Source organism: Amycolatopsis sp. NPDC023774, assembly GCF_040639695.1.
Taxonomy (GTDB): domain Bacteria; phylum Actinomycetota; class Actinomycetes; order Mycobacteriales; family Pseudonocardiaceae; genus Amycolatopsis.
This window is the reverse complement of the sequence record NZ_JBFAAJ010000003.1, coordinates 140362-159557: the sequence shown is the minus strand read 5'-3', so window position 1 is coordinate 159557 and position 19196 is coordinate 140362. Positions and strand designations below refer to the sequence as shown.

19 protein-coding genes and 1 pseudogene are annotated in these 19196 nt (G+C 70.7%); 15 read left to right on the top strand and 5 right to left on the bottom strand.

The window, feature by feature from the left end; all coding sequences use genetic code 11:
* Positions 1-59 precede the first annotated feature (59 nt).
* The 3 genes from AB0F91_RS10235 to mptB are packed head-to-tail and all read right to left on the bottom strand — an operon-like array spanning position 60 to position 3376.
* Positions 60-785, bottom strand: a complete 726-nt coding sequence (locus tag AB0F91_RS10235; RefSeq protein WP_360597072.1) for an ABC transporter permease — start codon at positions 783-785, stop codon at positions 60-62.
* Between the two features lie 59 nt (positions 786-844).
* Entirely contained in the window at positions 845-1771 is a 927-nt protein-coding gene (locus AB0F91_RS10230) for an ABC transporter ATP-binding protein (RefSeq protein WP_360596524.1), read from the bottom strand.
* A gap of 6 nt (positions 1772-1777) precedes the next feature.
* On the bottom strand, positions 1778-3376 hold the full coding sequence (gene mptB, locus AB0F91_RS10225; RefSeq protein ID WP_360597071.1) for a polyprenol phosphomannose-dependent alpha 1,6 mannosyltransferase MptB: 1599 nt from the start codon (positions 3374-3376) through the stop codon (positions 1778-1780).
* Between the two features lie 245 nt (positions 3377-3621).
* Between mptB and AB0F91_RS10220 the strand changes: the two genes are divergently transcribed.
* From AB0F91_RS10220 to AB0F91_RS10190, 7 genes are read left to right on the top strand one after another with little or no spacing between them, the layout of a single operon-like run.
* Positions 3622-4434, top strand: a complete 813-nt coding sequence (locus AB0F91_RS10220; RefSeq protein WP_360597069.1) for a metalloregulator ArsR/SmtB family transcription factor — start codon at positions 3622-3624, stop codon at positions 4432-4434.
* A complete protein-coding gene (sufB, locus tag AB0F91_RS10215; protein ID WP_360596522.1) occupies positions 4431-5879 on the top strand; it encodes a Fe-S cluster assembly protein SufB in 1449 nt (482 codons plus the stop codon). Before AB0F91_RS10220 ends, sufB begins: the two co-directional genes overlap by 4 nt.
* A 2-nt stretch (positions 5880-5881) precedes the next feature.
* Entirely contained in the window at positions 5882-7054 is a 1173-nt protein-coding gene (gene sufD, locus AB0F91_RS10210; protein WP_360596520.1) for a Fe-S cluster assembly protein SufD, read from the top strand.
* 32 nt (positions 7055-7086) lie between these two features.
* Positions 7087-7857, top strand: a complete 771-nt coding sequence (sufC, locus tag AB0F91_RS10205; RefSeq protein ID WP_360596518.1) for a Fe-S cluster assembly ATPase SufC — start codon at positions 7087-7089, stop codon at positions 7855-7857.
* Between the two features lie 48 nt (positions 7858-7905).
* A complete protein-coding gene (locus tag AB0F91_RS10200) occupies positions 7906-9219 on the top strand; it encodes a cysteine desulfurase (RefSeq protein WP_360596517.1) in 1314 nt (437 codons plus the stop codon).
* Positions 9219-9668 (top strand): Fe-S cluster assembly sulfur transfer protein SufU, encoded by a 450-nt coding sequence (sufU, locus tag AB0F91_RS10195; RefSeq protein ID WP_360596515.1) that lies wholly within the window; start codon positions 9219-9221, stop codon positions 9666-9668. Before AB0F91_RS10200 ends, sufU begins: the two co-directional genes overlap by 1 nt.
* Entirely contained in the window at positions 9665-10084 is a 420-nt protein-coding gene (locus AB0F91_RS10190; RefSeq protein ID WP_360596513.1) for a metal-sulfur cluster assembly factor, read from the top strand. The genes sufU and AB0F91_RS10190 overlap by 4 nt, the downstream gene beginning before the upstream one ends.
* 73 nt (positions 10085-10157) lie before the next feature.
* Here AB0F91_RS10190 and AB0F91_RS10185 read toward each other — a convergent pair whose 3' ends face one another.
* On the bottom strand, positions 10158-10799 hold the full coding sequence (locus AB0F91_RS10185; protein WP_360596510.1) for a hypothetical protein: 642 nt from the start codon (positions 10797-10799) through the stop codon (positions 10158-10160).
* A 27-nt stretch (positions 10800-10826) separates the two neighbouring features.
* Between AB0F91_RS10185 and AB0F91_RS10180 the strand changes: the two genes are divergently transcribed.
* From AB0F91_RS10180 to lepB (AB0F91_RS10160), 5 genes are all read left to right on the top strand, one after another.
* Positions 10827-10961 carry a hypothetical protein gene (locus AB0F91_RS10180; RefSeq protein WP_360596508.1) on the top strand — a complete coding sequence of 45 codons (135 nt, stop codon included), beginning with the start codon at positions 10827-10829 and terminating at the stop codon, positions 10959-10961.
* Positions 10962-11650: 689 nt separating this feature from the next.
* Positions 11651-12049, top strand: coding sequence for a hypothetical protein (locus tag AB0F91_RS10175; RefSeq protein WP_360596506.1), 399 nt, complete (start codon positions 11651-11653; stop codon positions 12047-12049).
* Positions 12046-12381, top strand: a complete 336-nt coding sequence (locus AB0F91_RS10170) for a YnfA family protein (RefSeq protein ID WP_360596504.1) — start codon at positions 12046-12048, stop codon at positions 12379-12381. Before AB0F91_RS10175 ends, AB0F91_RS10170 begins: the two co-directional genes overlap by 4 nt.
* A gap of 29 nt (positions 12382-12410) precedes the next feature.
* Positions 12411-13193 carry a signal peptidase I gene (lepB, locus tag AB0F91_RS10165; protein WP_360596502.1) on the top strand — a complete coding sequence of 261 codons (783 nt, stop codon included), beginning with the start codon at positions 12411-12413 and terminating at the stop codon, positions 13191-13193.
* Between the two features lie 74 nt (positions 13194-13267).
* Positions 13268-14053 (top strand): signal peptidase I, encoded by a 786-nt coding sequence (lepB, locus tag AB0F91_RS10160; protein ID WP_360596500.1) that lies wholly within the window; start codon positions 13268-13270, stop codon positions 14051-14053.
* Here lepB (AB0F91_RS10160) and AB0F91_RS10155 read toward each other — a convergent pair.
* Positions 13977-15910 (bottom strand): annotated as a pseudogene (locus AB0F91_RS10155) (AarF/UbiB family protein). The gene lepB (AB0F91_RS10160) and the pseudogene AB0F91_RS10155 overlap by 77 nt on opposite strands.
* 211 nt (positions 15911-16121) lie before the next feature.
* Between AB0F91_RS10155 and AB0F91_RS10150 the strand changes: the two are divergent.
* The 3 genes from AB0F91_RS10150 (at position 16122) to AB0F91_RS10140 (ending at position 18764) form a co-directional block, all read left to right on the top strand.
* On the top strand, positions 16122-16673 hold the full coding sequence (locus AB0F91_RS10150; RefSeq protein WP_360596499.1) for a snapalysin family zinc-dependent metalloprotease: 552 nt from the start codon (positions 16122-16124) through the stop codon (positions 16671-16673).
* Between the two features lie 226 nt (positions 16674-16899).
* Entirely contained in the window at positions 16900-18114 is a 1215-nt protein-coding gene (locus tag AB0F91_RS10145; protein ID WP_360596498.1) for a histidine kinase, read from the top strand.
* Positions 18111-18764, top strand: coding sequence for a response regulator transcription factor (locus AB0F91_RS10140; protein ID WP_360597067.1), 654 nt, complete (start codon positions 18111-18113; stop codon positions 18762-18764). The genes AB0F91_RS10145 and AB0F91_RS10140 overlap by 4 nt, the downstream gene beginning before the upstream one ends.
* The last annotated feature ends 432 nt before the right edge of the window (positions 18765-19196 follow it).

Here is a 19196-nt window from a genome sequence, read left to right as displayed (position 1 = left end):
TCCGCGCTTTCCCGCCGCATGCACGGCGACGCTTTTCTCACACCCGTTTCACGCCGCACTCAGGTGAGTTTTGTGGTCCGTGTCGCGACAAGTCCGGCCACGATCGCCCATACGGCGAGCACCGCCATCGGCCCGACGGCGAAGTGACCGTCCACCAGCGCGGCGCGCATGCCTTCCGCGAGCGCGCCCGAGGGCAGCAGCGAGACGACCACGCCGAGGCCCGTCGGCAAAGCCGAAGGCGCCAGCAGGATCCCGCCGGCGAGCAGCAGCACGAACCACACGATGTTGGCCAGGGCCAGCACCGCTTCGGCCCGCAGGGCGCCGCCGAGCAGCACGCCCAGGGCGCCGAACGCGGCCGTGCCCAGCACCAGCAGCACGATCGCCGACGCGATCCCGGCACCCGAGGGCGACCAGCCCAGGAACGCCGCCACCACGCCGATCACGAGCGACTGCAGCACGACCACCACCAGCGCCGCGACCACGCGCCCGGCCACGAGGAGCCAGCGGGGGAGCGCGGTGGCCGAAAGCCGCTTGAGCACGCCGTAGCGCCGGTCGAAGCCGAGCGCGATGGCCTGTCCCGTGAACGCCGACGACATCACGGCCAGCGCGAGGATCCGCGGCGTGATCCAGTCCACTTTGGACGTGGCGCCGAGCTGGCTCGCGGGCAGGATGTCGAGCAGGCTCAGGCCGATGAGCAGCGCGAGCGGGATGATCAGTGTGAGCAGCAGCTGTTCGCCGTGGCGCAGCGTCAAAGCGGCCTCGACGCGCGCGTGCGTGCGCAACATCCGGCCCAGCGGCCCGCGGCCCGGCGCGGGGGTGAAAGTGCCTTCCGGGAACGTCGTGCTCACGCTCGCAGCTCCCGTCCGGTCAGCTCGAGGAAAACCTCTTCCAGCGTGCGCCGCCCCACCTGCAGCTGTTCGGGCAGCACGCCCTGTTGCGCACACCACGACGTGACGGTCGACACCACCTGCGGATCCACCGCGCCTTCCACGAGGTACGAACCGGGCGAGGACTCGGTCACGCGATAACCCTCCGGCAACGCCGCCGTGAGCAGCGACAGGTCCAGCCGCGTGCGCGCGCGGAACCGCAGCTGCGCGGAGTCGCCCGCTTCCAGCGTCAACGCGTGGGGCGAGCCCTGGACCACGACCTTGCCGTGGTCCACGATCACGACCTGGTCGGCGAGCGCTTCCGCTTCCTCCATGAGGTGGGTGGTGAGCAGCACGCTGACGCCGTCGCGGCGCAGCGCGGCCAGCAGCTCCCACACCAGGCGCCGCGCCTGCGGGTCCATGCCCGCGGTCGGCTCGTCGAGAAACACCAGCTCGGGCCGCCCGACGAGCGCGCACGCCAGCGAAAGCCGTTGCTGCTGCCCGCCGGAGAGACGTTTGAACGGGGTGCGCTTCGCCCCGGCCAGCCCGAGCACGTCGAGCAGCCACGCGGGGTCGAGCGGATTCGCCGCGCACGACGCGACGAGACCCAGCATCTCCGCGGCGTGCACACCGGGGTAGGCGCCGCCGCCCTGCGGCATGATGCCGACACGCGGGCGCAGCCGGGCGCTGTTCTTCACGGGATCGAGGCCGAGGACCCGGACGTTTCCGGCGTCAGGCTTGCGAAACCCCTCGCAGATCTCCACCGTGGTCGTCTTGCCCGCGCCGTTGGGCCCGAGCAAGGCCAGCAGGCAGCCACGCTCCATCCGCAGGTCGAGCCCGTCGACCGCGGTGGTGGAGCCGTAGCTTTTCACCAGGCCGGTGATCTCGACCGCGGGGTTGTCCACAACCAATTACGATACGACGTCCACCACGGCGGGCCGTTCCGGGGACGTCCTGGAGAGCAGGAGCGGCGAAAGCCGGTACACCCACGCGAGCCCGCCGAGCGTCACGAGCACCGCCGCGCCGTAGGCCCACGGCAGGATGTAGGCGTGGCCGTCGAACGTGCTCCCGGTCGGCGGCAGCAGGAACGGCAGCCCGGCGCTGATCACGGTCGCGGCCACGCGGAACCGCGAAGTGCCCGCCGCCGCGGCCAGGGGGATCACGGCCCACAGCACGTACCACGGCTGCAGGTTGATCTGCAGGATCATCGCGGCGCCGAGCGCCACCCCGAGCCCGATGATGGGCCGGTAGCGCCACTTGAAGCTGGCCCACAGGAACTTGAGGGTGACGAGCGCCGTCACCAGGTAGCCGAGCGCGCCGATGATGGGCACCAGCGCGTCGGTGTGGTTGCCGAGGCCCAGTGCGATGCCGAGCACCCCGGTGAGGTTCGCGAGCTCGGCGGTGGGGGAGATCCAGGAGCGCACGAGGCCAGGGGTGCCGAGCGCGCCGATCCAGCCGAAGCCCAGGCCGGTGCCGTAACAGACGGCCACGAGCACCACGCCGAACAGCACCGCCATCGGCACGCCCGCCCACACCAGGTCCTTGATCCGCCCGTGCCAGCGCCGCGCCACCATCACGGCGAAGAACGGCAACGCGAGCAGGGCGGGCACCTTGACCGCCGCCCCGAGGGTGATGATCGCGACACCGAGCCCGATGCACAGCAGCTCGCCCCTGGCCAGCGGCGGCGGCGAGTCGCCCTTGATGCGCACCGGCAGCCGCCGGATGCCGACCTCGAGCCCGGCGACCATCAGCCCGATGGCCAGCGCGTCGTTGTGGGCGCCGGCGATGAAGTGGAAGATCAGCAACGGGTTGGCGGCGCCCAGCCACAGCGCCGTCACCGGTTGCACGCCGAAGCGGCGCGCCAGCCGCGGCACGGCCCACACGATGAGGACCACGCCGACCAGCGCCAGGCCGCGCTGCAGCAGCACGCCCGTCACGATGTTGGTGCCGCCGATCGGCGCGAGCCAGCCGCCCAGGCGCAGCAGCAGCGGCCCGTACGGCGCGGGAGTCTCGCGCCACATGTTGGCCACGCCCGCGGTGAGCGGGTCGGCCACGCCGAGCGCCTGGGCCGGGCCCAGCGTGTACGGGTCCATCCCGCGGTGCACGATCTCGCTCTGCGCGAGGTAGCTGTAGACGTCCCGGGAGAACAGCGGGGGGATGAGCAGCAGCGGTGCCACCCACATCGCGATCGTGCGCGCCATCTGGCCTTGACTGGCCAGGCGGGCGCTCGCGGGCCGGGCGAAGCGGCCGAGCATGAGCCAGCTCAGCACGAGGATGCCCATGCCGGAGAACGCGATGGCGAGCGAGACCGTGGGGATGCGGGTGAACAGGCGCAGTACCGGCAGGTCCTGCACCGGGTTGATCACGGGCGCGGCGCCGGCGCCGAGCGAGCCGAGCGCGAGGAACAGCGAGCCGACCGTCCCGAAACGCCGGACGATGTCGAGGCCGCGGTGTTCGGCCCGGTCGAGCGGCTGCGGCTCGTGCGGGAGGACGGGCGAAGGGGGCGCCACGGCCGTCGCCGTGTCGCCGGGTGTGCCCACTTCCGGGTCCCGCTGCACGGGTTGCTCGCCGACTGCCACGTCAGGAAGGGTATCGAGTCCCGTCGACAGTGACTCGGGTCACTGCCGGACACCCCGCCTTTGCTCCTGCGCCGGAAATAAGACACACTTGTGTTGTGAAAAAGAACGGGACGCTTGAGGGAGGGGTCTGCGAGGAGCGCGGCGATCAGCCACGCACCGCGGACGTCGGCGTTCCTGTGCAGGTCAGCCCGGTCAGCGCGGCCGAAGGACGCACTCGCCACGAGGTGGCGCGCCTGCTTCTCGAGCAGGGCCCGATGACCGCCGTGGTGGTCGCGGAGCAGCTCGGCATCAGCCCCACGGCCGTCCGCAGGCACCTCGACGCACTGGTGGCCGACGGCGAGGCCGAGACGCGTGACGCGCCGCGGCGCGGTCCTCGCGGGCGCGGGCGCCCGGCCAAGTTCTTCCTGCTCACCGAACCGGGCCGCGCCCGCTTCGGGCACGCGTACGACGACCTCGCGGTGTCGGCCATCCGGTTCCTCGCCGAGCACGCCGGTCCCGAGGCCGTGCGCGCCTTCGCCGAGAGCCGCGTCGACGCGCTGGTGGGCCCGCACCGCTCCGCCATCACCGGTTCCAGTGATCCCGTGGAGCGCGCCGAGGCCCTGGCCACGGCCCTGACCAGGGAGGGCTACGCTGCGTCGACCCGGCAGGTCGGGGTCCCCGCCGGCCCCGGTCAAAATGTCGGGGCACAGCTGTGCCAGCACCACTGCCCGGTCGCGCACGTCGCCGCGGAGTTCCCGCAGCTGTGCGAGGCCGAGACCGAAGCGTTCGCCCGGCTGCTCGGCACCCATGTGCAGCGGCTGGCGACGATCGCACGCGGCGACAACGCGTGCACCACACACGTACCCGTCGGAACGTCGGGTACCCCGGCCCTTCCCGAGCCGGACAGCACCAGGCCCTCCGGGGCGACCGGGACGGCTGCGGCGACGCAGCCGGCGCGGGCGTCCCAGGGGCGTACAGCACGGATCCCGAATGGAGGGAAACCCGCATGACTGCCGCTGCCGAGCAGCGCACTCCCACCACCGCGCCACTGAGCCAGGAAGAGACCATCGAGTCCCTTGGCAAGTACGCGTTCGGCTGGGCCGACTCCGACGAGGCGGGCTCGACCGCCCGCCGTGGGCTGAACGAGGACGTCGTCTCCGACATCTCCTCGAAGAAGTCCGAGCCGGAGTGGATGCGCGAAGCCCGCTTGAAGGCGCTCAAGCTTTTCGAGCTGAAGCCCATGCCGAACTGGGGAGCCGACCTCTCCGGGATCGACTTCGACAACATCAAGTACTTCGTGCGCTCCACGGAGAAGCAGGCGGCCAGCTGGGAAGAACTTCCCGAGGACATCAAGAACACCTACGACAAGCTGGGCATCCCCGAGGCGGAGAAGCAGCGCCTCGTCGCCGGTGTCGCCGCGCAGTACGAGTCCGAGGTCGTCTACCACCAGATCCGCGAGGACCTGGAGGCCCAGGGCGTGCTGTTCCTGGACACCGACACCGCGCTCAAGGAGCACCCGGAGATCTTCCAGGAGCACTTCGGCTCCGTGATCCCGGCCGGTGACAACAAGTTCTCCGCGCTGAACACGGCGGTGTGGTCCGGCGGTTCGTTCATCTACGTGCCCAAGGGCGTGAAGGTGGACATCCCGCTGCAGGCCTACTTCCGGATCAACACCGAGAACATGGGCCAGTTCGAGCGCACGCTCATCATCGTCGACGAAGACGCCTACGTGCACTACGTCGAGGGTTGCACCGCGCCGATCTACCAGTCCGACTCGCTGCACTCGGCGGTCGTGGAGATCATCGTGAAGAAGGGCGGCCGCTGCCGCTACACGACGATCCAGAACTGGTCGAACAACGTCTACAACCTGGTCACCAAGCGCGCCAAGTGCGAAGAGGGCGCGACCATGGAATGGATCGACGGCAACATCGGTTCCAAGGTGACCATGAAGTACCCGTCGGTCTTCCTCATGGGCGAGCACGCCAAGGGCGAGGTCCTCTCGGTCGCGTTCGCGGGCGAGGGCCAGCACCAGGACGCGGGCGCCAAGATGGAGCACCTCGCGCCGCACACCTCCTCGACCATCGTGTCGAAGTCGGTGGCGCGCGGCGGTGGCCGGACGTCCTACCGCGGTCTGGTCCGCGTCGCCAAGCGCGCGCACCACTCGCGCTCCAGCGTGGTCTGCGACGCCCTGCTGGTCGACACGATCTCGCGCTCGGACACCTACCCGTACGTGGACATCCGCAACGACGAGGTGTCCATGGGCCACGAGGCCACGGTGTCCAAGGTCAGCGAAGAGCAGCTGTTCTACCTGATGTCGCGCGGTCTCGACGAGGCCGAGGCGATGGCGATGATCGTGCGCGGGTTCGTGGAGCCCATCGCGCGTGAGCTGCCGATGGAGTACGCGCTCGAGCTGAACCGCCTGATCGAGCTTCAGATGGAAGGGTCCGTCGGCTAGTCATGTCGGTTACCGAGAACAACGTTTCCGAGGCGCTGCGCGAGGGAGCGGTCATTCCGGCCGCTTCCCGCGCGGAGCGCTTCACCTCCTACGACGTCGAGGCCTTCGAGGTCCCGGGCGGTCGTGAGGAGAACTGGCGCTTCACCCCGATGAAGCGCCTGCGCGGTCTGCACGACGGCACGGCCGTCGCCTCCGGCGAGATCACGCTGGAGGCCGACGCCGCGCCCGAGCTGACCATCGAGACCGTCGGCCGCGACGACTCGCGGCTGGGCCAGGCCGGCGTGCCGAGCGACCGCATCGCAGCGCAGGCGTACTCCTCGTTCCAGAAGGCGACCGTCGTGACGGTGCCCAAGGAGACGAAGGCGTCGAAGCCGTCCGTGCTGCGCATCCACGGCCCGGGTGAGGGTTTGGTCGCCTACGGGCACCTGCAGGTCCGCGCCGAGGCGTTTGCCGAAGCCGTCGTCGTGCTCGACCACGTCGGCTCCGGCACCTACGCCGACAATGTCGAGTTCGTCATCGGCGACGGCGCCAAGGTCACCGTGGTCAGCGTCCAGGACTGGGCCGACGACGCGGTGCACGTCTCCGAGCAGCACCTCAAGCTGGGCCGCGACGCCGCGCTGCGGCACACCGTGATCACCCTGGGCGGTGACCTGGTCCGCGTCTCGCCGACGGCGACCTTCGCCGACAAGGGCGGCGACGTCGACATGCTCGGCGTCTACTTCGCGGACGGCGGCCAGCACCAGGAGCACCGCCTCTTCGTCGACCACGCGGTGCCGAACTGCAAGTCGCGAGTGGGCTACAAGGGCGCGCTGCAGGGCGAGGGCGCGCACACGGTATGGATCGGCGACGTGCTGATCCGCGCCGCGGCCGAGGCCACTGACACCTACGAGTTCAACCGCAACCTGGTGCTCACGCCCGGGGCGCGCGCGGACTCCGTGCCGAACCTGGAGATCGAGACCGGCGAGATCGAAGGCGCCGGCCACGCGAGCGCGACGGGAAGGTTCGACGACGAGCAGTTGTTCTACCTCCAGTCGCGCGGCATCGCGGAGGAGGCGGCGCGGCGGCTGGTCGTGCGCGGGTTCTTCCACGAGATCCTGGTGAAGATCGACGTGCCCGAGGTGCGCGAGCGCCTCGAAGCCGCGATCGAGGCCGAGCTCGAAGCCGTTGGCGCCTGACCCCGTCCACCGCAGACTTTAGGAAACGAAGAATGGCTACCCTGGAAATCAAGGACCTGCACGCCTCGGTCAACACCGACGAAGGCGCCAAGGAGATCCTCAAGGGCGTGAACCTGACGATCAAGTCGGGCGAGACCCACGCGATCATGGGCCCCAACGGCTCCGGCAAGTCGACCCTGTCCTACGCCATCGCCGGCCACCCGAAGTACCAGGTGACCTCCGGTGAGGTGCTGCTGGACGGCGAGAACGTGCTCGAGATGAGCGTGGACGAGCGCGCCCGCGCCGGCCTGTTCCTGGCGATGCAGTACCCCGTCGAGGTGCCCGGCGTCTCGATGTCCAACTTCCTCCGCACCGCGGCCACTGCGGTCCGTGGCGAGGCTCCCAAGCTGCGCCACTGGGTCAAGGAGGTCAAGGAGGAAATGGGCAAGCTCGAGATCTCGCAGGAGTTCGCCGAGCGCTCCGTGAACGAGGGCTTCTCCGGTGGCGAGAAGAAGCGCCACGAGATCCTTCAGCTGGCGCTGCTCAAGCCGAAGATCGCCATCCTCGACGAGACCGACTCCGGGCTCGACGTCGACGCGCTGCGCGTGGTTTCCGAGGGTGTCAACCAGTACAAGGCTTCGAGCGAGGTCGGCGTCATGCTGATCACGCACTACACCCGCATCCTCCGGCACATCACCCCGGACTTCGTGCACGTCTTCGCCGACGGGCGCATCGTCGAGTCCGGTGGCAAGGCGCTCGCCGACGAGCTGGAGGAGAACGGCTACGTGAAATACGTGGGCAAGGCCGAGCCCGCCGCACTCTGAGTTTTGGCACCACCGAAGTTCCCGACTACACCGAGAGGAGTTGGCTCGATGACCACCACGGCTTCGAACAGCCCGACCAACTCTGTTCCCCTTGACGTGGCGGCACTGCGTGCCGACTTCCCGATCCTGTCCCGCACCGTGCGCGACGGGAAACCCTTGGTGTACCTGGACTCCGGCGCGACCTCGCAACGGCCCGTCCAGGTCTTGGACGCCGAACGCAAGTTCCTCGAGACCTCCAACGCCGCCGTGCACCGCGGTGCGCACCAGCTCGCCGAGGAGGCCACCGACGCCTACGAGTCCGCTCGCGCGCGGATCGCGGAGTTCGTCGGTGCCTCCCCGGAGGAGCTCGTGTTCACCAAGAACGCCACCGAGGGCATCAATCTCGTGGCGTACGCGATGAGCAACGCGAGCACGGCCGGCCGCCAGGCCGAGCGGTTCAAGGTCGGCCCGGGCGACGAGATCGTGATCACCGAGATGGAGCACCACGCGAACCTCGTGCCCTGGCAGCAGCTCTGCCAGCGCACCGGGGCCACGCTGAAGTGGTTCAAGGTGACGCCCGACGGCCGGCTCGACCTGTCGGAGATCGACGAGCTGATCACGCCGCGCACCAAGCTGGTCGCCTTCGCGCACCAGTCCAACGTGCTCGGCACGATCAACCCGGTCGACGTGCTCGTGGCCAAGGCGAAATCGGTCGGTGCGCTGACCGTGCTCGACGCTTGCCAGTCGGTGCCCCACGGGGTGTACGGCCAGGGCAACGTCGACTTCCGGGCGCTGGGTGTGGACTTCGCGGCGTTCTCCGGGCACAAGATGCTGGCGCCGTCCGGCATCGGCGTGCTCTACGGGCGCAGCGAGCTGCTCGAGGCGATGCCGCCGTTCCTCACGGGCGGGTCGATGATCGAGCTGGTCCGCATGGAGGGCTCCACGTTCGCCCCGCCGCCGCAGCGGTTCGAGGCCGGCGTGCCGATGACGTCGCAGGCCATCAGCCTCGGCGCGGCTGTCGACTACCTCTCGGCGATCGGCATGGAGCGCATCGCGGCCCACGAGCACCTGCTGACCGAGCACGCGCTCGCCGGGATCGGCGCCATCGACGGCGTGCGCATCATCGGGCCGACCGACATGGCCGACCGCGGCGGTGCGGTGTCGTTCGTGATCGACGGCGTGCACCCGCACGACGCCGGCCAGGTGCTCGACAGCCTGGGCATCGCCGTGCGCGTGGGCCACCACTGCGCGTGGCCGCTGCACCGGGCGTGCTCGGCGCAGGCCACCGTGCGCGCCACGTTCTACCTCTACAACACACTGTCCGAAGTGGACGCCCTCGTCGACGGGATCCGCGAGGCGCAGAAGTTCTTCGGGGTCGCGTGATGAACCTCGAGAGCATGTACCAGGAGATCATCCTGGACCACTACAAGAACCCGCACGGGCGTGGCTTGAGCGACCCGTACGACGCCGAGTCGTTCCAGGTCAACCCGACCTGCGGCGACGAGGTGACGCTGCGCGTGAAGCTCGCGGACGGCAAGGTCGAGCAGGTCTCCTACGAGGGGCAGGGCTGTTCGATCAGCCAGGCCTCCACGTCGGTGCTCACGGACCTCGTCACCGGCCACACCGTGGAGGAGGCGTTCACCACCATGGACGCCTTCGTGGAACTGATGCAGGGCAAGGGCAAGATCGAGCCCGACGAGGACGTGCTGGAGGACGGCATCGCGTTCGCCGGCGTCGCCAAGTACCCGGCTCGCGTGAAGTGCGCCCTCCTCGGTTGGATGGCGTTCAAGGACGCCGTGGCCCGCACCACCACAGGAGCTGAGAAGGCATGAGCGAAGAGACCGTGGCCCCGGAGGCGAAGACCCAGGAGCACCGTGAAGGGCGCACCGCCGCGGACCTGCCGGAGCAGGCCGCTTCGTCGGTGCCCGCCGACGTCGCCAAGATCGAGGACATCGAAGAGGCGATGCGCGACGTCGTGGACCCCGAGCTCGGGATCAACGTCGTCGACCTCGGCCTGGTGTACGACATCCGCGTGGAGAAGGACAACTCGGCGACGCTGGACATGACGCTCACGTCGGCGGCCTGCCCGCTCACCGACGTGATCGAAGACCAGACGTCCGCGGCGCTGACCTCCGGCGGCCTCGTGAGCGACTTCCGGATCAACTGGGTCTGGATGCCGCCGTGGGGCCCGGAGAAGATCACCGACGACGGCCGCGAGCAGCTGCGTGCGCTCGGGTTCACCGTCTGAGCTTTCTTCCGGGGAACAGGCCATTCCGCTCGCAGCGGGATGGCCTGTTCTGTTTCGGTGGATGTATAACGGTCTATACGTTGCTGCTGGATTCGACGTGCCAAGGTGCTTCGCGCTCGGGGAAAACCGGCTCCAGACGGCAACGGCCCCGGCCAGGGACGTGGGGCGTTCGACGTGCAGGGCGGCGAGCCGGGGAGCGGCGCGCCCGAGGTGAGCAGGTGGTCGAGCTGGGCTCAGGAGAGGCCGGGCACCCGCAGGTGCGGCAGGTCGCCGAGCCACTCTCCAGGCCGGTCGTCTCGACGCCGCTGACGTCCAGGTGCACCAGGCTCGGCAGGGCGGCGAGCTGGGCCAGATCCACAGGGTGCTTGAGGACTTTCAGCTCCAGGCGCCACCGGCGGTGCCCGGCGAAGGCGTCCACGTCGACTTCGCCCGTTTCCGAGGACGGGGTCTCCAGCGCCGGCAGGTGGGCCAGGCCGCCGGTGATGCGGGCAGCGCGATTGACGCTCACCTCTTTGAGGGCCGGAAAGCCGTGCAACGCGGCAAGGTCCACGGTGTCCGCGTCGTTGAGGTAGAGCTGTTGCACGAGCGGCTGATCGGCGCGGTCGTGCGCGCCGAGATGCTCGATGCCGGGGCCGCTGACGACCTCGGTGAGCATCGCCGTGACCGACGGCGCGACGTAGCGCAGCGGGCCGCGGATGTCGCGGCCGTACTGCACGACCCGGCCGGCGCGGGGTCGAGGTCGGTGAAGAGGAAGTTCATCGCGCGGTCGCTGCCGAAGGTGACCCACCAGTCGTTGCGGGACAAGCGTTTCACGTGGCCGAACGGCAGCGGCTCGAACACCACGCCGGTGTCGGACACGGAGTCCTCCCGGCCGTAGGAACCCGGCAGGCCTTCGGCGTGGTCGGCGACGACCTGGTCAATGTCGTTGCAGGAGTACAGGCCGAGCAGGCCGACCCGCGCGGGATCGCCGTCGGTCATGCGATAGAGCGCGCAGGTCTTCGGGCAGCCGCGCGCCGATCCGCTCCTCGCGGCCGCGATCTCCACCTCCGTGCGCCCTGCGGGCCACGGCGGCGCCTGGCCCTTGATCCGCGTGTAGTGCGCCGCGAACTCCTCGACCAGTCGCGTGACCTCGCCGAGCACGGCCGGGTCCGTCGGCGCTCGGGTGGGCGCGGCGGCGGCCGCACGGAGCAGGCCCGGCCGGGGGTGGCCCGGGTAGCGGAAGTTCTCGTCGAACACGAGCCAGCCCGTCGGCGATCGGGGAAAGCGCGCCGCCCGCGGCGAAGGTGTACCTGCCGTCGGGACGCAGCCGCAGCTCGTACGTGCCGGCGGGCGCGTCGAAGAGGCTCCGCAGACTGCCTCCGCTGATCCGCAGCCACTTGCGGGTGGGCGTCCAGGCGTCGACCGCCAGCGAGCCGCCGGTGGCGCGTACCTGCAGCACGGCTTCTTCGGCGCCGGCGGCGGAACGCAGCGCGGTCGCCAGGTCGTGGGCGACCTCGTCGAACTCCATGGCGGTGAAGCTTGCGCGAACGTCCGACGAAATCCGGGCCCGGCTGCTATGACTGGGCGATGACCGAACCGGACAACGAGGGGCGACCCCGGCGGGGCCTGGCCGTCGCGTCGATCGCGATCGCCGCGGTGAGCTTCATGCTGGCGGTGTCGACGTGGATCGCGTGGCTGCTGGTGCGGCCGAAGTTCCTGATGATGCCGGCGTACGCGCTGGTCGGACAGGTGTTCCTGCTCGTGCTGGGTGCGTTGTTCTTCGTCGCGCTGCTCGCCGGTGTGCTGGCGATCGTGCTGGGGTTGACCGGGCGCGAGCTCGGCGGCGACCTGGCGCGCGCGGGTGCCCTGCTCGGCGGGCTCACCTGCCTGATCGCGCTCGCCGGCGCGGTCGCGTTCGCGGTCAATCCCATGTGGACGTCGCTGAACCCGACGATCGGCTTCGGCGACTTCGGAGTCGGTTCGTGACGGTTCTGCGGTCGATCCTGCTGTTCGTCGCCGCCGCGGTGCTGGAGATCGGCGGCGCGTGGCTGATCTGGCAGGGCGTGCGCGAGCACCGCGGCTGGGCGTGGATCGGTGGGGGGATTGTGGCGCTCGGGCTCTACGGATTCGTCGCCACACTGCAGCCTGACGCGCACTTCGGCCGCATTCTCGCCGCGTACGGCGGGGTTTTCGTCGCCGGCTCGCTGGCGTGGGGCATGGTGGCCGACGGCTACCGGCCCGACCGGTTCGACGTGCTCGGCGCGCTGCTGTGCCTCGCCGGTGTCGCGGTGATCATGTACGCGCCACGAACCGGGTAACGCTCGCACAACGCCCGCGATAGATCAGCGTGACCGATCCCGACTTTCCGCCGCCGCCCGCTCCGGTGCAGGTCAAGCGACGGTTCTCGCCGCTGCTGGCGATCTTCCTGGTGCTCGCCGTCGTCGGCGCCGTGGCCGGCGCGATCGGTGTGGTGAAGGTGCTCGGCTACCGCATGGTGGCCGTTTCGGGTGGCTCGATGGCCGGCACCATTCCGCCCGGTACCACCGTGGTCTACAGCTGGGGCGATGGCCGGGAGATCCACCGGGGCGACCTGGTCGTGTTCCAGGCCGACGCGCTGCCCGGCCTGCCACCCGGCCGGCTCCTCAAGCGCGTCATCGCCGTCGGTGGCGATCGGGTGCGCTGCTGCGACCCCGGCCACCGGATCGAGGTCAACGGCAAACCGATCACCGAGCCCTACCTCGACGCGAAGGTGTCGCCCGCCGCGGCGGCGATGCCCTTCAGCGCGCACGTGCCGCAGGGCACGATCTTCGTCGCCGGCGATAGGCGCGACAACTCCAACGACTCGCGCTTCTACGTCAGCACACCCGGTGCAGGCGCCATCCCCCTGTCCAAGGTGAACGGTGTGGTGGTCGCGACGGGCAGTATCTTCGCCTCCGAGAGCCTCAGGCCCACCACGGCGTTCACCGATGCAGGCCTGCCGGGGTCGTCCACTGAGGACACCGGCCTGACCACGGACCGTTACCTGGCGGCAGGTGGCGCGGCGGTGTTCCTCCTCGGGTTCATCGGCGCGATCGTGGCCGGCGTGCGGTCCGCTGCGAGACGACGGAAGGCGGCCGCGGCAGCACACTGATCACGAGCAGGTTGCCGCCGGAAGACCTGGTCGAGCGGCCGGTAACGCCGCCGGGGCCCGCCCGATAGAGGGGCGTGACCGACTTCCCGGCGCCCCCGGCCGCGCCGCCTCGCACGCGCCGGTTTTCGCCGTTTCTGGCGCTTTTCGTGGTGTTCGTCGTGGCCGGCCCCGTGCTCGCGGGCGCCGGGGTGGTGAAGCTGTTTGGCTACACCACCGTGCGGATCGGCGAACGTTCCATGGAAGCCACGGTCGCAGACGGCGAGCCCATGGTTCTCCACTGGGCCGGGAGTCACGAGATCCACCGGGGCGACCTGGTCTTGTTCCAGATCGACGCGTTCCCCGACTCACCGCCCGGCTACCACCTCCTCGATCGCGTGATCGCCGTCGGCGGCGACCGGGTGGTTTGCTGCGGGCCCGACAACCGGCTACAGGTGAACGGCAAGTCCGTCACCGAGCCCTACCTCGATCCGGCGGTGCCGCTCTCGGCCGGCGCCTACGAGTTCACGGCGCAGGTGCCGCCGGGCTCGATTTTCGTCGCGGGCGACAGACGCGACATCACCATCGATTCCCGCAGATTCGTCGACGAACCTGGTGGTGGTGCGATCCCCGTGTCCAAAGTGGATGGAGTGATTGTCGCGAGGGGCACGGTCTTCTCCTCCGTGACCCTCAAGCCCACCACGGCGTTCACCGACGCCGGCCTACCCGGAGCGTCCACTGCGGACGCTGGCCTCCGCGTGGCCCGGCACCTGGTCCTCGGTGGTGCCGCGCTGTTCCTGCTCGGGTTCATCGGCTTGATCGTGACCGTCGCGCGCTCCGGCGGAAGACGACGAAGAGCAGCCGCAGGCCCACCAATGCACTGATCACGAGCAGGTTGTAGCCGAAGACCTGGTTGAGTGTCAGGTCCGGCAGCAGCCGCGGGCCGCTCGCGCTGCCCAGCAGCAGCACGGCCATCAGACCGGTCGCGATGCCGATGAACGCCAGCAGCACCTCGTGCACGAGGCCCGTCACGAGGTCGCGGTCGCGTTCGTCGGAGAACAACCGCGCGTTCACCGAGAGCCGGCCCTCCTCGAGTGCCGCGCCGATGCGATCGACGCGGCGGGGGAGCCGGCGCAGGACCGGTAGCAGGGCCAGCACCTCGTCGCGCACGGTCTCGGGCTGCAGGCGCGCGCCGAGCTGCTCGCCGGCGAACGAACGCGATTCGGCGACCACGTCGAAGCCGGGTGCGAGCGTGGCCAGGGTGCCTTCGGCCGTCGCGAGCGCGCGGAAGACGGCGGCGATGGGCGGCGGCACGGCGAGCCGGAAGTCGGCGACCACACGGAACAGATCGGTGAACAGGTCCAGTCCCGGTGCCCGACCCGGGCCGAAGTGGCGCACGAGCAGGGTGCCGAGCGCGCGTTCCAGACGTTGCTCGTCGACCTCGTCGGGGCGGTCGACGATTTCCAGCAGCCCGTCGCGCAGCGCGGCCGGGTCGCCGCGGTCGAGGGCGAGCAGTAGGCTCCGCAGGCCGGCGCGCAGGCCCACGTCGAGGCGGCCCACCGAGCCGAAGTCGAGCAGGCCGAGGGTGCCGTTGTCGAGCAGGAGGACATTGCCGGGGTGCGGGTCGGCGTGGAAGAAGCCGCCGATGAGCACCTGGTCGAGCAGGCAGCGCAGGAAAGCCCGCGCGAGTTCCTCACGCTCGCCCGGCGCCGCGGTCGAGAGGGGTTTGCCGTCGAGGCGGCCCATCACGAGCACGCGTTCCGTGGACCGTGCTTGTGGACGGTCGGCAACGTCAACCCGGCCACGGGTCGGGCCGCCACGGCTTCGAGGTTGGCCGCCTCCACACGGAAATCCAGTTCCTCGGCCAACGCGTCGGCGAACCCGGCCGCCAGGTCGACGACGCCGAGGGCGTGCGCCCAGTCCGCTCGCTCGTCGAGAAGTGCGGCGAGACGGCGGACGATGTCGACGTCGCGTTCGGCCTGCGCGCGGATGCCCGGCCGCTGGACCTTGACCACGACCTCCGCGCCGGAGCGCAGCCGCGCGCCGTAGACCTGCGCGATCGACGCCGCCGCGAGGGGTTCTGGGTCGAACTCGGCGAACACGACCGCCGACTCGGCGCCGAGTTCCTCGCGCAGCAGGGCGAACACGGCTTCGGCGGGCGCCGGAGCCACACGATCCTGCAGCCGGCTGAGCTCGTCGACGAACGCGGGCGGCAGCAGGTCGGAGCGGGTGGAGAGCAGCTGGCCGAGCTTCACGAACGTCACGCCGCCCTCTTCCAGCGCGCGGCGCAGCGACCGGGCGAGCTTGGCGTGGCGGCCGGGTCCGAGACCGGGCTCGCGGCGCCCGGTGAGGTACCCGCCGAGGCCGTGGCGGATCGCGACCCGCGTGATCCGCGAGTAGCGCCGGGCCCGCGCGGCGCGGGCGCGTACCGAACGCAGGTGCGCGAACAGCCCGAGCGCAGTCCCCGACGGCGCGGCGAGCTCCGCGACGAACAGGAACAGCAGCGTCGCGGCCAGCGTGCCCCCGGCCAGCGGGATGAGCAGCCCGACCGCCGCGCCGGCGCTGGTTTGCACCGTGAGCGGGAAGGTCCGTACGACCAGGCCGCCGACGACCCCACCGAAGACCGCCGCGCACAGCGCCCGGACGTACCCGACCCGAACGCCGAGCACCCGCCGCGACGCGGCGACGAGCGGCCACAGCACGAGAACATAGGCGAAGAGGCCGACCAGCAGGGTTTCCATGATTGCCGAGCACACCAGGGTTCGCGGCCGGCCGGGTCCAGCCGCGGCGGGAGCGCGCTCCCTCTCGCGGGGGACCGTGATGACGGACGGTGCCGGGTCACCTACTTTCGGACGTGGCCCGTGGGTTGGTGAACTCCTAACGTCGTGGGGCGAACCGCGGTTGCCGGGTTTCCGGTGGCCGGAGCGGACAATTTCGGCGAAGGAGACGCGAATGAGGGCACGCGGGTTCGGGCGCATCGCGGCGATCGCGGTGGCGGTGGCGGCACCGTTGGGTGTCGGGCTGGTCGCGGGGCCGGCCGCGGAGGCCGCCGCGGCCACGACGGTGTACTACACGTCGAGTGGGGCACCGGATTACGTGACCCAGATCGACCAGGGGGCGGCGAACTGGAACGCCGCGGTGACCGATGTGAAGCTGGTCAAGCGCTCGTCCGGGGCGACGGTGGTGTTCCACGAGATCCACAGTGGCGCGTCGTACACGCAGACCGATGGCCACGGGAACGGGGACGTGTACCTGGATACGTCCCAGGTGGCCGAAGGGTTTGATCCGACGCGGATCGCGGCGCACGAGTTGGGGCACAATCTCGGGTTGCCGGATGATTACGACGGGCCTTGTTCGGAGTTGATGTCGGGGCACGGGCCGGGGACTTCGTGCACCAATGCCAAGCCGAGTGCGCAGGAAGCGGCGAGGGTGCAGCAGTTGTGGCGGAACGGGTTCGGGGGTGTGAAGGGATTGGGGACTCGGGTCACGGCTGGGGTTTACTGAGGATTTGGTGGGTGTGGGAAGGCGCCCCGAACGTTGATTGTGACCGTGTTTTGGCTTCGGATCGGGGCGGGGGAGGGGCTGGGCGTTCCCGCGCGATGTGTAGTTCGGCTGCGGTTTTCGGCGTGGCATTGGCTGCGGCTTGTTGTGGGGTTTCTGCCAGTGGTTGTGAGCGTGGGTCCCGCTGGGGAGGGAGGCGGGGCGGCGAAGCGGCTGGGAGGATCCGGGGGTGAGAGTTCTCCGGCCGGTGGTGAGCAGGGTGACCTATCGCAGGTGGGTCTACCTGATCCTGGGCGGGGCGATCAGCGTGCCGTACCTGTTGTTCGCGGCGGTGGTGGTGCCGTCGCTGGCGCCGTTCGTGACGTCGCTGCGGTGGGCGTCGGTGGTCGGGGTCGTGGTGACGGTGGTGGTGCTGGCGGCGACGTCGTTCCTGCCTGCGGTGCGGGTGTTGGAGGCGGCCGCGGTGCGGGAGCTGCTGGGCCAGGTCGCGGCGGAGCGGCCGGCCACCCTGCGGGCGCGGGCGCGGTACAGCGTGGTGTTCGTGCTGCACGTCGGGGTCGGGGCGGTGGTGAGCGCCGTGACGCTCGCGGTGCCGGTCGGGTTCGGGTTTTCCGTGAGCGCGGTGTTCACGGGGAAGCTGGTGGACAACGGCACCGAGGTCGTCGCGGTGGACCGGGGGTGGGGGTCGGCGTGGCTGCCCGTGGCGTTCGCGGCCGGGTTCCTGGTGCTGGTCTACGTGGTGTGGGGCGTCGGCGGGCTGTTGCGGCGGGTGGCGGGGGCGTTGCTGGGGATGTCGGCGGCCGAGCGCATCGCGCAGCTCGAGCGGCGGACCGGGCAGCTGGCCGAGCGCACCCGGCTCGCGCGCGAGCTGCACGATTCGGTGGGGCACGCGCTGTCCGTGGTGACGGTGCAGGCTGGGGCCGCACGCCGGACGTTGCGGACCGACCCGGGGTTCACCGAGCAGGCGCTCACCGCCATCGAGGAATCGGCGCGCACGGCGCTGGACGACCTCGACCACGTACTCGGGCTGTTGCGCGAGGGGGCTGGGGCGCGCAACCCGCAGCCGGGCTTGGCGGCGCTGCCGGCGCTCGTCGAGGCGACGCGGCTCGCGGGCGCGGACGTACACGCCGACGTGCAGGGTTCGCTGGGTGCCGTGCCCGCCGTGGTGTCGCGTGAGGTGTACCGGATCCTGCAGGAGTGCCTGACCAACGCCGTGCGCTACGCGGGCAAGGTGCTGGTGAGCGTGGCCGTGGTGGTGTCGGCGGAGCAGCTGTGCGCGACGGTGGCGAACCCGCTGGGCCCGGCGCGGCCGTCGCAGGCCCGCGGTGGGCGCGGCCTGCGGGGCATGGCCGAGCGTGCGCAGCTGCTGGGTGGCAAGCGGGCGGCGGGGCCGGCGGGGGACCGGTGGGAGGTCGTGGTGACGGTGCCGTGGGGGAACCGATGAACGTGACCGTGCTGCTGGTCGACGACGAACGGCTCATCCGCGCCGGCCTGCGTGCGATCGTCGACGCGGAGCCGGACCTCACGGTGGTCGGTGAGGCCGCCGACGGTGCCGAGGTCCCGGGCCTGGTCGGCCGCCTGTGTCCGGACGTGGTGCTGATGGACGTGCGCATGCCCGCCGTCGACGGGATCCATGCGACGCGGCACCTGATGTCCACTGTGGACGCGCCGCCGAAGGTGATCGTGGTGACCACCTTCGAAAACGACGACTACGTCTACGACGCCCTGCTCGCCGGCGCCAGCGGCTTCCTGCTCAAGCGCGCCCGCCCCGAGGAGATCGTCGCGGGCATCCGCACGGTGGCCACCGGGGAATCCCTGCTGTTCCCGGCCGCCATCCGCCGCCTCGCTGCCGCCCATCCCCGCGGCCCGGCCCGCGACGGCCTCACCTCCGCCGCCCTCACCGACCGCGAACGCGAAGTCCTGCGCCTGATGGCCGCCGGCCTGTCCAACACGGAAATCGCCACGAACCTCTACCTGGGCCTCCAAACGGTCAAAACCCACGTCGGCAACATCCTCTCCAAACTCGGCGCGCGCGACCGCACCCAGGCGGTGATCCGGGCTTACGAGTCGGGCTTCGTGACGCCGAAACCTTGACGAGCCGGGCCGCGCGCCTGCGACGGGCCGCCTGAGGCGGTCGGGGGCCACGCGGCTCGGGTTCGGCGCGGGGCGCCGGAGCGCGGCACAAGTGAGCAACCGGCGACGCCACGCTGCGGCAGTTCGGCTCGACCTGCGTCGTGGCGGGGCGCGGGCGATCGGGACTCACGAGCCCTGCTTTGTCACTCCGACGCCCGGGCCGACCCGACCGGCGCCTGCGACGGTTCGCCTGACGCGCGCGGGGAAGCCGAGCTGCGGTCGGAGACCGCGCGGCTCGAGGGTTTGGCACCGGGCGACGCCAGGCCGCGGCAGTTCGGCTCGGCCCTTGCGCCGGCGCGGCCGGACCGGGCAATCCCGGCAGGCGAGCCCGGCTTGGCAACGCCGAAACCCTGACCAACCCAGCCGCGCGGCTGCGCGCCCCGGCCAGGTCGG

Excerpts from the sequence above, each read along its gene's own strand:
- AB0F91_RS10235 (WP_360597072.1), bottom strand. The coding sequence starts at position 785 with ATGTTGCGCACGCACGCGCGCGTCGAGGCCGCTTTGACGCTGCGCCAC.
- sufB (WP_360596522.1), top strand. The coding sequence starts at position 4,431 with ATGACTGCCGCTGCCGAGCAGCGCACTCCCACCACCGCGCCACTGAGC.
- sufD (WP_360596520.1), top strand. The coding sequence starts at position 5,882 with ATGTCGGTTACCGAGAACAACGTTTCCGAGGCGCTGCGCGAGGGAGCG.
- sufC (WP_360596518.1), top strand. The coding sequence starts at position 7,087 with ATGGCTACCCTGGAAATCAAGGACCTGCACGCCTCGGTCAACACCGAC.
- AB0F91_RS10200 (WP_360596517.1), top strand. The coding sequence starts at position 7,906 with ATGACCACCACGGCTTCGAACAGCCCGACCAACTCTGTTCCCCTTGAC.
- sufU (WP_360596515.1), top strand. The coding sequence starts at position 9,219 with ATGAACCTCGAGAGCATGTACCAGGAGATCATCCTGGACCACTACAAG.
- AB0F91_RS10190 (WP_360596513.1), top strand. The coding sequence starts at position 9,665 with ATGAGCGAAGAGACCGTGGCCCCGGAGGCGAAGACCCAGGAGCACCGT.
- AB0F91_RS10175 (WP_360596506.1), top strand. The coding sequence starts at position 11,651 with ATGACCGAACCGGACAACGAGGGGCGACCCCGGCGGGGCCTGGCCGTC.
- AB0F91_RS10150 (WP_360596499.1), top strand. The coding sequence starts at position 16,122 with ATGAGGGCACGCGGGTTCGGGCGCATCGCGGCGATCGCGGTGGCGGTG.
- AB0F91_RS10140 (WP_360597067.1), top strand. The coding sequence starts at position 18,111 with ATGAACGTGACCGTGCTGCTGGTCGACGACGAACGGCTCATCCGCGCC.